Raw genomic sequence first — 14,334 nt, 5'->3', positions numbered from 1 at the left:
TGAGGCGGTGCTCGCGGAGAGGCGCTAGTTGCGCATGTGTTTGCCGCGGGTGGGTTTTTGGGGTTGTTGGTCGGGTGGGGTGCGGATGGCACGGAGTTCGGTGGGGCGATCGGGTTCGGAGCGGATGGCCTGGAGGCCTCCGGTGCCGGGGTCGGTGTCGCCGAGGTCGAAGTCCCAGCTGTCCTCGTTGGCGAGGCGGCTGTGCCAGCGGCCGTAGAGGCCGTAGATCGCGATGCCGATGACCATCCAGATGCCGAACTTGGTCCAGGTGCTCGTCTTCAGGTTGAGCATCAGCCAGACCGTGGCGGCGAGCGACAGCAGCGGGATCAACGGGACCATCGGTACCCGGAAGCCGCGCTCCAGGTTGGGCTCGGAGCGACGCAGCGTGAGGACGCCGACCGCGCAGAACGCGAAGCAGAACAGGGCGCCGATGACCAGCAGCTCTTCGAGCTCGAGGACCTTCGGATAGAGCGTGAGGGCCACCGCGGCGAGACCTGCGAACGCGGCGGCGCGGGCGGGGGAGGAGTACACCCGGCTGACCCGGCCGAGGCTCTTCGGGAGCAGGCCGTCACGGCCCATGTTGAACAGCACCCGGCTCTGCGCGATGAGGACCACCATGATCACCGTCATCAACGCCAGCAATGCACCGAGATTGACCACCTTCGCGGCCCACCCGACCCCGACTGCGGCCATCGCTTCGGAGACCGGCGCACCGCCGCCCAGTTGGCCGTACGGGCGCATGCCGACCAGGACGACTGCCATCGCGATGTAGAGGATCGTCACCGCGCCGACGCCGAGCAGCATGCCCTGCGGCACGGTCTTCCGCGGGCTGCGGGCGTCCTCGGACGCGGTCGCGATCAGGTCGAAGCCGATGTACGCGAACACGATCGTGCTCGCGGCCGTGAAGATGCCCATCGTCCCGAACGAGCCGAACGACGAGTCCAGGATCCAGCCCAGCAACGTCGGGCTCGCGGTCGCGGGCGCAGCGCGGGCCGGCGGCACGAACGGGTGGTAGTTGTCCATGTTGATGTGCGCGGCGCCGACGATCACCACCAGGAGGATCACCGCGACCTTCGCGATCACGACGACGGTCAGCACGCGGGAGGAGAGCTTGGTGCCGGTCACGATCAGCGCGGTCAGAACCAGCAGCAGCAGCGGGGCCACCAGGTTCAACTTGGCCTCGGGGCCGAAGAACTGCGCAACTCCGGCGGGCAGCGTCACTCCGAAGCCGTCCAGCGTGGCCAGGAAGTACGCCGACCAGACCCGAGCGACGATCGCCGCCGCGGTGACGAGTTCGAGCACGAGCGCCCAGCCGACCAGCCACGCCCACGCTTCACCGAAGGTGACGTAGCTGAAGGTGTACGCGCTACCGGAAACCGGGATGGTGGACGACAGTTCGGCGTAACAGGCCGCGGCCAGCAGGCAGACGATCGCGGCGATGACGAACGACAGGATCACTGCCGGTCCGGCGACATTTGCCGCCTGAACGCCGCTGATGCTGAAAATGCCGGAGCCGATCATCACGCCCAGGCCGAGTACAACCAGGTCGCGACGACCGAACAAACGCGGCAGACGGTGCCGCGCGTCCTCGACTCGAGTGAACGCCGACTCGACCGGCAGGCGCCGGCCTACGGTCTGTCCGTTCGCTGAGGGGGCCATGGTCAGGGGTGCCTCCGTTGCTACTAGGGCAATCGGGCCGAACAGTAGTCGACCGTTGGGCTATCGACCAGCCCTCCTCTCGTCGGTCTCCGCGCGGTGGCTTGCGATGCAGGGCCACCTCACGCATCGTCGAGGTATGACGCCGGGCGAAGTCAGCGGAAACCGTTCCTGGCCGGAAAGTTTCGCTGTGTTACTAGCTGACTACGAAAGGCATCTGACGGCGGAAAGAGACCTCAGCACTCACTCGGTGAGAGCCTACATCGGAGATGTCGCGGATTTACTCGAACATTTGATTCGGCTTGGTCACGATGATCTCGGGCAGTTGGATATCCGCAGCCTGCGGTCGTGGTTGGCCAAACAGCAAAGTCTGGGGAAATCCCGCAGCACGATGGCTCGCCGGGCGACGGCCGCAAGGGTGTTCACGGCCTGGGCGCAGCGGACCGGGCGGATCAGTACGGATCCCGGAGCGTTGCTGGCCAGTCCCAAGGCTCACAAGACGCTCCCTGGGGTCCTCGGTCAGGCCGACACCCGAGCTGTGCTCGACGCCGCGGCGGTCGCGGCGGACGACGGCAGTCCGGTCGGGCTGCGTGACCTCGCGATCATGGAGTTGCTCTACGCAACGGGGATCCGCGTCGGTGAGCTGTGCGCCCTCGACGTGGACGACGTCGACGACTCGCGCCGCGTCGTACGGGTCTTCGGCAAGGGGCGGAAGGAGCGTTCGGTCCCGTACGGCGTACCGGCTGGACAGGCGCTCGCGCGGTGGCTGGCCGAGGCGCGGCCGAAGTTGGCGCGCGAGGGGAGTGGGCCTGCGGCCTTTCTCGGGGCGCGTGGCGGCCGGATCGATCAGCGGGCGGTACGGCGGATGGTGCATGAGCGGATCGCTGTCGTCGACGCACCGGATCTCGGTCCGCACGGTCTGCGCCACACGGCGGCCACGCATTTGCTCGAGGGCGGCGCGGATCTGCGCAGCGTGCAGGAGCTCCTGGGGCACGCGTCGCTCGCGACGACCCAGATCTACACCCATGTCTCCACAGACCGGCTCCGTCAGGCCTACCAGCAGGCGCACCCCAGGGCATGACATTGGCGGGGATGCGGCGCGTGGGCGCCAGGATGCGGCAGACTGCGGGACATGCGGGTTTCGGCGAAGTCTGACTATGCGTTGCGAGCTCTGATCGAGATCACCCAGCGATGGGTGGCCGGCGATCCTGCGGTGGTGTCGGCCGAGGAGCTGAGCCGGGCGCAGGGCATTCCGCACGGGTTCCTGCAGGGCATCCTGGCCGATCTGCGGCGAGCAGGCGTGCTGTCCAGCCAGCGTGGGCAGTCGGGTGGCTGGCGACTGGCCGTCGACCCCAACGAGATCTCCGTCGCCGACGTGATGCGTGCGGTCGACGGCCCGATCGTGAGCATCTCGGGTGTCCGGCCGGAGAGCGTCACGTACAACGAGCACGCGGTCGTCCTGCAGCGGGTCTGGATCGCCGCCCGCGCGAGCCTCCGGGACGTGCTCGAGAACACCACGCTCATCGACCTCGCCAAGAACAAGCTCCCGGCCGGCGTCGAGCGCCGCTCGCGGGACGAGGACGCCTGGCAGGCCCGGGTCCCCGGCAGCTGACCGCATGGACAAGTCGTGGCTCATGCGCGCCTGATCAGCAGGCCGGCGGTGAGTGTCAGAGCTGCGGTGGCGGCGATGACGAGCTTGGCCGCGCGCCCGTTGCTGTCGGGTGGGCCGTCAGGCGCCGGGTCAGGTGACAGGTCAGGTGACGTGCCGCGGGGAGCTGCCTCGGCCGGTTGGGCTTGTCGGTCGGTGAGTGGGAGCAGGCGGACCGGGCGGTTGGGGAGCAGGGTCAAGGGGTTGAGGTACTGCTTGCCCTGGATCAGGCCCCAATGCAGGCAGGATCTTGGCCGGCAGTGCGAGCCCGCAGCCGACAGGCGGCCGATGACGGTGCCGGTCTTGACGGTGGCTCCGACCGAGACCGCGGGGACGACAGGTTCATACGTCGTACGGCGGGGGCCGGTGGTGATCGTGATGACGCCGCGGCCGGCGAGTGCGCCGGCGTACGTGATCGTGCCCGGGGTGGCCGCGAGGACGGGTTGGCCGGGGCGGCCGGCGAGGTCGACGCCGCGATGGCCGGGCAGCCAGGGTTTCGCGGGCAGTTCGAAGCCGCGCACGACCTCCGGGCGGGGTTGGAGCGGCCAGGCCGCGACGGACTGCACGGGTGGACTGGGTGGCGGGAGCAAGGCGAGGTTCATGCCAGGGAAGATGCCGGTTTCGGGGTGGCTGTGGACCGGCGATCCGGGAATTGTGGACAACCTGACCCGGTTCGCTTAAGGCGCGGGTGGTCCCGTACACTTCCGGTGGCGCCCCCTGTAAGTGGGGCGACTACGCATGCCCGCACAAGTGTGCGACTCCAGCGGTCCCGGAGCGATCCGGGCGGAGCCGTACGACGGGCATCAGGCACGGTGCGCCATCCCGGCGCGTCGCGAGACAACCGAGAGACGCGCGGACCCGGAAGAGCACCCGGGGAAGCGTGACAGGAGACCCACACAGTCATGGCCGTAGTAACCATGAAGCAGCTGCTCGAGAGCGGCGTGCACTTCGGGCACCAGACCCGGCGCTGGAACCCGAAGATGAAGCGCTACATCCTCACCGAGCGCAACGGCATCTACATCATCGACCTGCAGCAGTCGCTGTCCTACATCGACCGCGCGTACGAGTTCGTTCGCAGCACGGTCGCTTCCGGCGGCGCGATCCTGTTCGTCGGCACCAAGAAGCAGGCCCAGGAAGCGATCGCCGAGCAGGCGACCCGCGTCGGGATGCCGTACGTGAACCAGCGCTGGCTGGGCGGCATGCTGACGAACTTCCAGACGGTGAACAAGCGGCTCCAGCGCCTCAAGGAGCTCGAGCTCATCGACTTCGACGACGTCGCCGCCTCCGGTGTCACGAAGAAGGAGCTGCTGCAGAAGCGTCGCGAGCACGACAAGCTGCTCAAGACCCTCGGCGGTATCCGCGACATGGCCCGGGTTCCGGCCGCCGTGTGGATCGTGGACACCAAGAAGGAGCACCTCGCCGTCGACGAGGCGCGCAAGCTGAAGCTGCCGATCATCGGCATCCTGGACACCAACTGCGACCCGGACGAGGTCGACTACCCGATTCCGGGGAACGACGACGCGATCCGCTCGGTCGGCCTGCTCACGCGGGTTGTCGCCGACGCCGTCGCCGACGGCCTGATGGGCCGCTCCGGCCAGGGCTCCGCCGCCGCCGGCGAGGAGCTGGGCCAGGAAGAGCCGATGGCTGCCTGGGAGCGCGAGCTGCTGGAGAGCCAGAACGGCGCCGCCAAGGCCACCGAGACCGCTGAGGCTGCTCCGGCCGCCGAGGCCGCCCCGGCTGCCGAGGTCACGGAGGCCGCCCCGGCTGCCGAGGTTACTGAGGCCGCTCCGGTTGCGGAGGCTGCTCCGGCTGCCGAGACCGCTGAGGCTGCCGAGGTCCTGACCGAGCCGGTCGCGACCGACGCCGAGGTCACCGAGGCGAAGAAGGACGACGACGCTCCGAAGGCCGACGAGGCCTGACAGCCCGCTGGCGCCGCCCGGGTCGATCCCGGGCGGCGTCACCAGCTGCCGCGGCCCGTCCGCCGGCGCTGCCCGCCCACCCAGTCGCATCAGAACAAGACGAGAGATCGAGGAATGGCGAACTACACCGCCGCTGACGTGAAGAAGCTCCGCGACGCCACCGGCGCGGGCATGATGGACGCGAAGAAGGCGCTCGAGACCACCGACGGCGACTTCGAGAAGGCGATCGAGGAGCTGCGCATCCACGGCGCGGCCAAGGCGGCCAAGCGCGGCGCCGAGCGGTCCGCCACCAACGGCCTGGTGGCCGCGGCGGAGAACGCTCTGGTCCAGCTGAACTGCGAGACCGACTTCGTCGCCAAGAACGAGCAGTTCCAGCAGCTGGCCGCCGACATCGTCGCGCACGCTTCGGCGAGCAAGGTCGGCGACGTCGAGGGTCTGCTCAGCGAGAAGCTGACCGACGGCAAGTCGGTCGCCGAGAACATCGAGGCGCTGGCCGCGGTCATCGGCGAGAAGCTGGAACTCGGCAAGGTGGCCGTCTTCGACGGCAAGGTCACGGCGTACATGCACAAGCGCGCCGCGGACCTGCCGGCCCAGGTCGGCGTACTGGTCGAGTTCGAGGGCGACAACGTGGAGGCCGCCCGTGGTGCCGCCATGCAGGCCGCCGCGATGCGCCCGCTGTACACCACCCGCGACGAGGTCCCGGCCGAGACGGTCGAGAACGAGAAGCGGATCGCCGAGGCGACCGCGCGCGAGGAGGGCAAGCCGGAAGGCGCCCTGCCGAAGATCGTCGAGGGCCGGGTGAACGGCTTCTTCAAGGACGTCGTGCTGCTCGAGCAGCCGTCGGTCACGGAGAACAAGAAGAACGTGAAGGCTGTGCTCGACGCCGCCGGTGTCACCGTGAAGCGGTTCGCCCGCTTCGAGGTCGGCGCCTGATCCCGCGAAGGATCTGAGCGCAGGCACCGAAGGACAGGCAATGAACGAGGAGGCCGGAATCGTGACGGAAACCCTGGGTACCGAGACGAGTCCGGCCTCTTCGCCGTCCTCGCCCGCCTACCACCGCGTACTGCTGAAGCTGTCCGGGGAGGTGTTCGGCGGCGGCAAGCTCGGCGTCGACCCCGATGTGGTGAACTCGATCGCCAAGCAGATCGCGGACGTGGCGCGGTCGGGCGTCCAGGTCGCCGTGGTGGTCGGCGGCGGGAACTTCTTCCGCGGCGCCGAGCTCCAGCAGCGCGGCATGGAGCGGAACCGGGCCGACTACATGGGCATGCTCGGCACCGTGATGAACTGCCTGGCGCTGCAGGACTTCCTGGAGAAGCTCGGCATCGAGACGCGGGTGCAGACCGCGATCACGATGGGCCAGGTCGCGGAGCCTTATATCCCGCGCAAGGCCGAGCGGCACCTGGAGAAGGGCCGCGTGGTCATCTTCGGCGCCGGCTCCGGTATGCCGTACTTCTCCACCGACACGGTCGCCGCCCAGCGCGCGCTGGAGGTCGGCGCCGAGGCGCTGCTGATGGGCAAGCAGGGCGTTGACGGTGTCTACGACTCCGACCCGAAGAAGAACCCGGACGCGGTGAAGTTCGACCAGCTGTCGTACGACGACTTCCTGGCCCGCGGGCTCCGGGTCGCCGACGCGACCGCGATCAGCCTGGCCCGCGACAACGCGCTGCCGATCGTGATCTTCGGTCTCGAGGAGGGCAACATCGCCCGCGTGATCCACGGCGACAAGATCGGCACGGTCGTCTCCCGGGGGCAGTAACCCGGCGTACCCGGCGTATTCGGTCACCCGCTCGTGCGACTAGGATCGTCGGACACGGGTGGATGTCCGTTATCTGGTAGACCCGCGTTCGTAGGGTAGGAGTGTGGCCGCGCCGAGGTGGCCCAGAGGAAGCGAGGAATGTCGTGATCGACGAAGCTCTCCGCGATGCCGAGCAGAAGATGTCGAAGGCCGTGGAGGTTGCGAAGGACGACTTCGCCGCGATCCGCACCGGCCGGGCGCACCCGCAGATGTTCGCCGGCATTCTGGCCGACTACTACGGCAGCCCGACGCCGCTGCAGCAGCTGGCCGGTTTCCAGGTGCCGGAGCCCCGGACCGTGCTGATCTCGCCGTACGACAAGGGTGCGATGGCGGCGATCGAGAAGGCGATCCGCGACTCGGACCTGGGTGTGAACCCGGGCAACGACGGCGCCATCATCCGGGTCGTGCTGCCGGCTCTGACCGAGGAGCGCCGCAAGGAGTACATCAAGGTCGCGAAGACCAAGGCCGAGGAGGCCAAGGTCTCGGTCCGCAACATCCGCCGGCACGCCATGGACCAGGTGCACAAGACCGTCAAGGACGGTGACGCCGGCGAGGACGAGGGCAAGAGTGCTGAGAAGCGGCTCGACGGGTTGACGAAGAAGTTCGTCGACTCCATCGACGACCTGCTCAGGCACAAGGAAGCCGAACTGCTCGAGGTGTGATGGGCGTCGAGAGCACGCCCGCGGCGAGTCCCAGCCCGAGCCGCGCCGGGCGCAATCTGCCCGCGGCCATCGCGGTGGGGGTCGGGCTCGGCGCACTGATCCTCGGATCGCTGTACTGGCAGAAGGTCCTGTTCACCGTCCTGGTGCTGGCCGTCGTCCTGATCGCGGTCGACGAGATGATCAAGGCGCTGCGCACCGGTGGAGCCGAGATTCCGCGGATCCCGTTGTTCGTCGGTACGACGGCGATGCTGGTGGCGGCGTACTTCGGCGGACCGATGGCACTGCTGGTCGCGCTCGGGATCACCGTGCTCGGGACGATCTTCTGGCGAATGCCGGGTGGGTCGGTCGGGTTCGTCCGGGACGTGAGTGCCGGGGTGTTCCTGATCGGCTACGTGCCGCTGCTGGCCGGATTCGCGATCCTGCTGGTCCAGCCGGACGTGGACGGTCCCGGGCGGGTGGTCACGTTCTTCGGGGTCGTGGTCGCCAGCGATGTGGGCGGGTATGCGGCCGGTGTGCTGTTCGGCAAGCACCCGATGGCGCCGACGATCAGCCCGAAGAAGTCCTGGGAGGGCTTCGTCGGCTCGACGCTCGCGTGTATCGGCGCCGGTATCGCCGCGGTCGTCTTCCTCCTGGACGGGAACTGGTGGGTCGGAGCGATCGTCGGCGCCGTCGCCGTCCTCACCGCGACGGTCGGTGATCTCGGCGAGTCGATGATCAAACGCGACCTGGGGATCAAGGACATGTCGAACCTGCTGCCCGGTCACGGCGGCGTGATGGACCGGCTGGACTCGCTGCTCGCGACCGCGCCGGTCGTCTGGCTCCTCCTGCACCTGCTGGTGAAGGCATGACGGTCGCACCGGACGGACGCTCCCTGGTCGGCGACGTCGTACGCCTGGACCGGTTGCAGGAGTCCGATATCGACGAGCTGTACGCCGCGATCGCCAACGAGCAGGTGTACGCGGGCGGTTTCGGCGGCGGCCCCGCCGCGATGCCGTCCAGTGCGGAGGACATGCGCGCGAAGTGGATCCCGGCCGCGGCCAAGCGGTTCGCGTACGTCGTCCGCTTGGTTGCCGATGGCACCGTCGTCGGTACGTCGAGCCTCGCCGACATCGACGTGGCGAACGAGGAGATCCACCTCGGTTACACCGGCTACGCGCCGGTCGTGTGGGGGACCGCGGTCAACCCGGCGGCCAAGCTGCTCCTGCTCGAGCACGCCTTCGAGACGTGCGGATTCGGGCGCGTGAAGATCCAGACCGGCTCGAAGAACACCCGGTCGCAGGCGGCGATCGCGAAGCTCGGGGCGACCCGCGAGGGCGTGCTGCGGCGGCACAAGCGTATGGCTGACGGCTCGTTCCGCGACACGGTGGTGTTCTCGATCCTGGCAGACGAGTGGCCGGATGTTCGGAAGCGGCTCGAGGACCGAATCAGCCGGTGAGCTTCGCCAGCGCCGCGTAGTTCGCCAGGAGCGCGGCGCGGTCGTAGGTGTTCGTGGTGATCAGCAGTTCGTCGGCAGCGGTACGACGTACCAGCTGGTCGAGGGCCTCGTCGACGTCGGCTGGTGTGCCGTAGATCTGACCGCGGAGCGCGTTCTCGAAGAACTCCTGCTCGCGAGCGGTCATCTCGTCCGGTACGTCGGGCTGCAGTGGAGGGAACACGCCCCGCGTGCGTGAGTACGCGCTGGCCCATGCCTCCGGCAACAAGAGTTCTCGCGCTGCCTCGGTCGAGTCGGCTACTGCAGCGGTGACCGCGAGGATGACGTAAGGCTCCGACGCCCAGGCGGACGGCTGGAAGGTGCTCCGGTAGTCCTCGAGCAGGTCGGCCGAGTCCGAGCGAGCAGCCAGCACCACGGGCAGCCCCAGCGACGCCGCAATCGTCGCGCCTTCGCCGACGGCGAGAACGAACGGCGGGATGTGCAGCCCCTCACCCGGTCGCGCATGAACTTGATCGGTCGACGTACCGGCCAGGTACCCGAGAAGCTCCCGGACCTGCGCGGTGAAGTCGTCCGCTGCGTCCTTCTCGACACCGAGCGCCCGCCGTACGCCGTTGGTGAAGCCGACCGAGCGGCCGAGTCCCATGTCGATGCGGCCTGGGTACAGCGACTCCAGTACGCCGAACTGCTCCGCCACGACCAGTGGCTTGTGGTTCGGCAGCATCACCCCGCCCGTGCCGACACGGATCCGCTCGGTGCGAGCGGCAACTGCCGCAGCCAGCACTGTGGGCGCAGAGCCGACCACCCCTGGCACGCTGTGGTGCTCCGACACCCAGAAACGCTTGTAGCCAAGGTCTTCCACCTGCTGCGCGAGCTCCACGGTCGCTCGCAGCGTCTCCGCCTCGGACTCGCCTACTCGCGTCCGGGAGCGGTCCAGGACTGACAGCGGGACGGAAAGCATGCAGAGTCCAACCTGCCCGCCGGAGCGCTCATTCCCCGAGCAGCAGCCTCAGGTCGTCGCGGAAACGGTCCGCCGACGGCAGGGGAGCGAGGAAGTCCCGTTCCACCTCCAACCGGATCCGCTCCGCGGTCTCGAACGTGGACTCGCCCAGCGACGTCAGGACGACGACGTTCCGGCGCCGATCCTCCGGGCTCCGCCGGCGTTCGACGAAGCCGCGTTCCTCAAGACCGTCGAGCAGATCGCCGATCGACGTCCGGTCCACCCGCAGCCGCGCGGCGACCTCGAGCTGCGACAGCGGCTCGCCCGACACGATCGCCGCCAGTACCGCCAGATCGCGCCCATTCAGCCCGTGCGGCGCCAACGCTGACGTCTGCGCCTCGGTGAGCTGCGCGAGGACGTGTTTGAGCAGGTACCCGAGCCGATCAGACATACCGTCGAATCTACCGGACCACTGATCGTCAGGAGAGCTGATCATCAGTTATCCTGATGATTATGGAACCGACCTTCGGTCTGAAGACCACCCCGATGCATGTCCCGTACGCCGAGATCCGCCGTGTCTGGCTCGAGGCCGACGAGGTGCCGCAGATCCGCGACGCCTGGCTCTGGGACCACTTCCTCCCGCTCGCCGGCCCGAAGAACGGCGACGTACTCGAGGGCTGGACCCTGCTGACCGCGCTCGCCGCGCAGACCACGAGGCTCCGCCTCGGCCTGCTCGTCACCAGCAACCGGATCCGCCCGCCGGCCGTCCTCGGCAAGATCGCCAGCACGCTGGACGTGATCTCGGGCGGCCGGCTGATCATGGGCCTCGGCGCCGGAGGCACCCACCAGCCGGCCGGCCTGAGCGGGATCCCCGGCCCGAATCCGGCGATCGAGGAGTACGCCGCCTACGGGTTGACGCTCGTCCCGCCGGGGGAGGGCGTCGACCGGCTCCGCGAGACGATCGAGATCCTGCGCCGGATGTGGACCGAGGACGAGTTCGACTTCCACGGCAAGCACTACACGCTCGAACGCACCCGCAACGCGCCGAAACCGGTCCAGGCAGGCGGCCCGCCGCTGCTGATCGGCGGCTGGGGCAACCGCATGCTCCGGCTCGTCGCGGAGTATGCCGACACCTGGAACATCAGCGGCCCGCCCCACGTCGACTTCGACACCCTCGCCGATCGGGTACGCCGCCTGGACGCGGAATGCGAGCGGATCGGACGGGACCCGTCGACGCTGAGCCGTTCACTGCAGCAGATCGTCTCGTACGACGACCCGGCCGAGACCCGCGCGATCGTACGAAAAGCCGTTGGACTCGGCTTCGACCACATCGTGCTCTCGCTGCCCCGCCCGTACCCCGACCAGGCCGTGCGCTGGCTGGTCCGCGAAATCATCGACCCTTTCCACTGAGATGGAAACGAGTGGTGATTTTTTCACCACTGCTCGACGCGTTGTGTCAGGATCAAACACAGGACGACCCGCCCCGGTCGTCCAGTGAGGAGCTGACATGACCCCCACGACGAAGTTCAAGGCCGCCCTGAGCGGTCTCGCCCTCATCGCGGCCGCGGTGCTTCCGATCAACCCGGCCAACGCGGCCACCGCCGTACCGCAGACCGTCTCGGCCGAAGCGGTCGCGGCGGCCAAACCGGTCCCGACGCTCGGCTACTCGACGCAGACCGTCAAGACGCTGAACATCGACTTCCAGTACCAGCAGACCGGCTACTGGTGCGGTCCGGCCGCGACCCGGATCGCGCTCTCGGCCCGGATCTCGCCGCCGAGCCAGCAGCAACTGGCCAACGAGTTGCCGACCACAACCAACGGCACCGACTGGATCGGTCAGGTCACTCGGGTGCTCAACAACCACCTCGGCACCGGCTGGTACGAGACCAAGGAGATGCCGAACGACCCGCCCACCCAGGCGCAGCGCGATCTGCTCTGGCGGGACGTCGTCCTCGACATCAACAACAACTACCCGATCGTCGCCAACATCGTCGCCCCGGCCAGCAACCACCCGCCGGGCTACCCGAACTACACGATCTACCACTACTTCACGGTGATCGGGTACGACGACAGCGACCAGACCGTCCTGATCGCCGACCCGGCCGGCTTCGCCCCGACCGCGACGTACTGGCTGACCTTCAACCAGCTCGCCACCCTCATCCCCCCGAAGGGCTACTCGGCCTGAGCCAGCTCGCCAGCACTTTGAGAACCCACCGACCATTTCGCCGGCCTCAGAATGGTTGGTGGGTTCTCAAAGTTGGGGAAGGCGGGTCGGCGATAATGGGGCCCGTGAGTCGAGTGCCGCGGTTGGAGATCGAGTACTGCACGCAGTGCCGGTGGTTGATGCGGGCGGCGTGGACCGCCCAGGAGCTGCTGACCACGTTCCCGAAGGAGTTGGGGGAGGTGGCGCTCGTGCCCGGGACCGGGGGAGTGTTCGACGTCAGCCTCGACGGGGAGCTGTTGTGGTCGCGGAAGGCGGAGGGCGGATTCGCCGAGGTCCCGCTGCTGAAGCAGCTGGTCCGCGACCGGATCGCCCCGGACCGCAAGCTCGGCCACTCGGACCGCAAGGAGAGTGATCCGCAGCACGCCGGGGATGTGAATTTGTGAAGCGCCGTGCCGGCGGGCGACAATAGGGCAGTTATGGCTACCTCCCTTCCCCTTGTGTTCGATGAGCCGCGCCGCGCCAAGAAGCCGCCGCGGCACCTTGCCGATCTCACCGGGGAGGAGCGGCGTACGGCGGTCGAGGCGCTGGGCGAGCCCGCGTTCCGGGCCAAGCAGCTGTCCAACCACTACTTCTCCCGGCTGGTGTCCGACCCGGCCGAGATGACCGACCTGCCGGCCGCGACCCGCGACAAACTCGTCACGGACCTGATGCCGCCGCTGCTGACCCGGGTTCGCGACCTGGAGTGCGACAACGGCGAGACCCGCAAGACGCTGTGGAAGCTGCTCGACGGTTCGCTCGTAGAGTCGGTCCTGATGCGGTACCCGGGCCGCGTGACGATGTGCGTGTCCTCCCAGGCCGGCTGCGGGATGGCGTGCCCGTTCTGCGCGACCGGACAGGGCGGCCTGACGCGGAACATGTCGACCGCGGAGATCGTCGAGCAGGTCGTCGACGGTGCGCGGGCGCTCGCGCGCGGCGAGGTCGCCGGCGGGCCGGGCCGGGTCTCGAACATCGTGTTCATGGGTATGGGCGAGCCGATGGCGAACTACAAGGCCGTCATGGGCGCCGTCCGGCGGTTCACGGACCCGTCGCCGGAAGGTCTCGGGATCTCGGCGCGTGGTGTGACCGTGTCGACGGTCGGTCTCGTGCCGCGGATGAACCAGCTGGCGACCGAGGGGATCCCGGTCACGCTCGCGCTGTCGCTGCACGCGCCGGACGACGAGCTGCGCGACGAGCTCGTGCCGATCAACAACCGCTGGAAGGTCGACGAGGTGCTGGACGCGGCCTGGGGCTACGCGCGGCAGACCAAGCGGCGGGTCTCGATCGAGTACGCGATGATCCGCGACATCAACGACCACGCGTGGCGGGCCGACCTGCTCGCCGAGAAGCTGAACGCGCGCGGCGACTGGGGCTGGGTGCACGTCAACCTGATCCCGCTGAACCCGACACCGGGCTCGAAGTGGACCGCCTCCGACCCGGCCGACGAGCGCGAGTTCGTCCGCCGCCTCGAGGCCGGCGGGATCCCGGTCACGGTCCGCGACACCCGTGGTCAGGAGATCGACGGCGCCTGCGGGCAGCTCGCCGCGAGCGAGTCCTGATGCTGAAGCCCGCGTTCAGCGTGCGCCGGCTCGGTCAGCGCTACGACCGCGGGGAGGTCGACGCGTTGGTCGACCGCATCATCGCCACGGCCGAACACCGGTCGGTCGGTCCGGACGTCACCGTCGACGATCTCCGCAACGCCGCGTTCGGTACGCCGTTGCTCGGTGCGGGCTACCCGACCGAGGAGGTCGACAAGTTCCTGGCCGACGCGGAACGCTGGCTGCCCGGCGGTCCGGTGGCACAAGACTCTGGTGCGGCGGGCACGACGGTTCCGGGAGGGCGGCCGGCACCGCAGTTCAGCACAGTCCGGCTGCGTGAGGGATACGCGACCGCGGAGGTGGACGAGTTCGTCGAGCGGGTGCTGGCGACCGTGAACGGCCTTCCGGTGAGCCGCCCGGTGACCGCTGCGGAGATCCGCCGCGTCCAGTTCAGCTCCGTCCGCCTCACCGAGGGCTACGACATCGAAGACGTAGACGTGTTCCTCGACACCGCCGAAGCCTGGCTCAGCTAGCAAATGGGATGATC

Annotated in this window: 17 protein-coding genes; 13 read left to right on the top strand and 4 right to left on the bottom strand. The window is 68.6% G+C overall.

What is annotated here, in order from left to right; all coding sequences use genetic code 11:
• Positions 1–24: 24 nt before the first annotated feature.
• On the bottom strand, positions 25–1,659 hold the full coding sequence (locus tag OHB24_RS40440) for an APC family permease (RefSeq protein WP_327636263.1): 1,635 nt from the start codon (positions 1,657–1,659) through the stop codon (positions 25–27).
• A gap of 136 nt (positions 1,660–1,795) precedes the next feature.
• On the opposite strand from OHB24_RS40440, the gene OHB24_RS40435 reads away from it, so the two are divergent.
• Positions 1,796–2,737 carry a tyrosine recombinase XerC gene (locus tag OHB24_RS40435; RefSeq protein ID WP_327636262.1) on the top strand — a complete coding sequence of 314 codons (942 nt, stop codon included), beginning with the start codon at positions 1,796–1,798 and terminating at the stop codon, positions 2,735–2,737.
• 51 nt (positions 2,738–2,788) lie between these two features.
• Positions 2,789–3,268 (top strand): RrF2 family transcriptional regulator, encoded by a 480-nt coding sequence (locus tag OHB24_RS40430; RefSeq protein ID WP_327636261.1) that lies wholly within the window; start codon positions 2,789–2,791, stop codon positions 3,266–3,268.
• Between the two features lie 20 nt (positions 3,269–3,288).
• Here OHB24_RS40430 and OHB24_RS40425 read toward each other — a convergent pair whose 3' ends face one another.
• Entirely contained in the window at positions 3,289–3,906 is a 618-nt protein-coding gene (locus OHB24_RS40425) for a M23 family metallopeptidase (RefSeq protein WP_327636260.1), read from the bottom strand.
• Positions 3,907–4,206: 300 nt separating this feature from the next.
• On the opposite strand from OHB24_RS40425, the gene rpsB reads away from it, so the two are divergent.
• The 6 genes from rpsB (at position 4,207) to OHB24_RS40395 (ending at position 9,115) form a co-directional block, all read left to right on the top strand.
• Positions 4,207–5,223 carry a 30S ribosomal protein S2 gene (gene rpsB / locus OHB24_RS40420; protein ID WP_327636259.1) on the top strand — a complete coding sequence of 339 codons (1,017 nt, stop codon included), beginning with the start codon at positions 4,207–4,209 and terminating at the stop codon, positions 5,221–5,223.
• A gap of 114 nt (positions 5,224–5,337) precedes the next feature.
• Complete coding sequence (tsf, locus tag OHB24_RS40415) at positions 5,338–6,156, top strand: translation elongation factor Ts (protein ID WP_327636258.1); 819 nt, start codon at positions 5,338–5,340, stop codon at positions 6,154–6,156.
• A gap of 40 nt (positions 6,157–6,196) precedes the next feature.
• Positions 6,197–6,979, top strand: a complete 783-nt coding sequence (pyrH, locus tag OHB24_RS40410) for a UMP kinase (RefSeq protein WP_327636257.1) — start codon at positions 6,197–6,199, stop codon at positions 6,977–6,979.
• 146 nt (positions 6,980–7,125) lie between these two features.
• Complete coding sequence (gene frr / locus OHB24_RS40405; protein ID WP_327641164.1) at positions 7,126–7,680, top strand: ribosome recycling factor; 555 nt, start codon at positions 7,126–7,128, stop codon at positions 7,678–7,680.
• Positions 7,680–8,528, top strand: a complete 849-nt coding sequence (locus OHB24_RS40400; RefSeq protein ID WP_327636256.1) for a phosphatidate cytidylyltransferase — start codon at positions 7,680–7,682, stop codon at positions 8,526–8,528. Before frr ends, OHB24_RS40400 begins: the two co-directional genes overlap by 1 nt.
• The gene (locus OHB24_RS40395) at positions 8,525–9,115 is read left to right on the top strand and encodes a GNAT family N-acetyltransferase (protein WP_327636255.1); all 591 of its coding nucleotides are present in this window, start codon (positions 8,525–8,527) and stop codon (positions 9,113–9,115) included. Before OHB24_RS40400 ends, OHB24_RS40395 begins: the two co-directional genes overlap by 4 nt.
• Here OHB24_RS40395 and OHB24_RS40390 read toward each other — a convergent pair.
• Positions 9,105–10,070 (bottom strand): LLM class flavin-dependent oxidoreductase, encoded by a 966-nt coding sequence (locus OHB24_RS40390; RefSeq protein WP_327636254.1) that lies wholly within the window; start codon positions 10,068–10,070, stop codon positions 9,105–9,107. The genes OHB24_RS40395 and OHB24_RS40390 overlap by 11 nt on opposite strands.
• 28 nt (positions 10,071–10,098) lie before the next feature.
• On the bottom strand, positions 10,099–10,500 hold the full coding sequence (locus OHB24_RS40385; protein ID WP_327636253.1) for a MarR family winged helix-turn-helix transcriptional regulator: 402 nt from the start codon (positions 10,498–10,500) through the stop codon (positions 10,099–10,101).
• 62 nt (positions 10,501–10,562) lie between these two features.
• Here OHB24_RS40385 and OHB24_RS40380 point away from each other — a divergent pair, with 62 nt between their 5' ends.
• From OHB24_RS40380 to OHB24_RS40360, 5 genes are all read left to right on the top strand, one after another.
• Positions 10,563–11,459 carry an LLM class flavin-dependent oxidoreductase gene (locus OHB24_RS40380; RefSeq protein WP_327636252.1) on the top strand — a complete coding sequence of 299 codons (897 nt, stop codon included), beginning with the start codon at positions 10,563–10,565 and terminating at the stop codon, positions 11,457–11,459.
• Positions 11,460–11,556: 97 nt separating this feature from the next.
• Complete coding sequence (locus tag OHB24_RS40375) at positions 11,557–12,234, top strand: C39 family peptidase (RefSeq protein WP_327636251.1); 678 nt, start codon at positions 11,557–11,559, stop codon at positions 12,232–12,234.
• Between the two features lie 95 nt (positions 12,235–12,329).
• Positions 12,330–12,656 carry a SelT/SelW/SelH family protein gene (locus OHB24_RS40370; protein ID WP_327636250.1) on the top strand — a complete coding sequence of 109 codons (327 nt, stop codon included), beginning with the start codon at positions 12,330–12,332 and terminating at the stop codon, positions 12,654–12,656.
• A gap of 33 nt (positions 12,657–12,689) precedes the next feature.
• On the top strand, positions 12,690–13,808 hold the full coding sequence (gene rlmN, locus OHB24_RS40365) for a 23S rRNA (adenine(2503)-C(2))-methyltransferase RlmN (protein ID WP_327636249.1): 1,119 nt from the start codon (positions 12,690–12,692) through the stop codon (positions 13,806–13,808).
• A complete protein-coding gene (locus OHB24_RS40360; RefSeq protein ID WP_327636248.1) occupies positions 13,808–14,320 on the top strand; it encodes a DivIVA domain-containing protein in 513 nt (170 codons plus the stop codon). The genes rlmN and OHB24_RS40360 overlap by 1 nt, the downstream gene beginning before the upstream one ends.
• Positions 14,321–14,334 lie beyond the last annotated feature (14 nt).

This window comes from Kribbella sp. NBC_00482 (assembly GCF_036013725.1).
Classification (GTDB): domain Bacteria; phylum Actinomycetota; class Actinomycetes; order Propionibacteriales; family Kribbellaceae; genus Kribbella.
The sequence above is the reverse complement of the archived record's forward strand: the minus strand, read 5'-3'. Positions and strand labels throughout refer to the sequence as shown.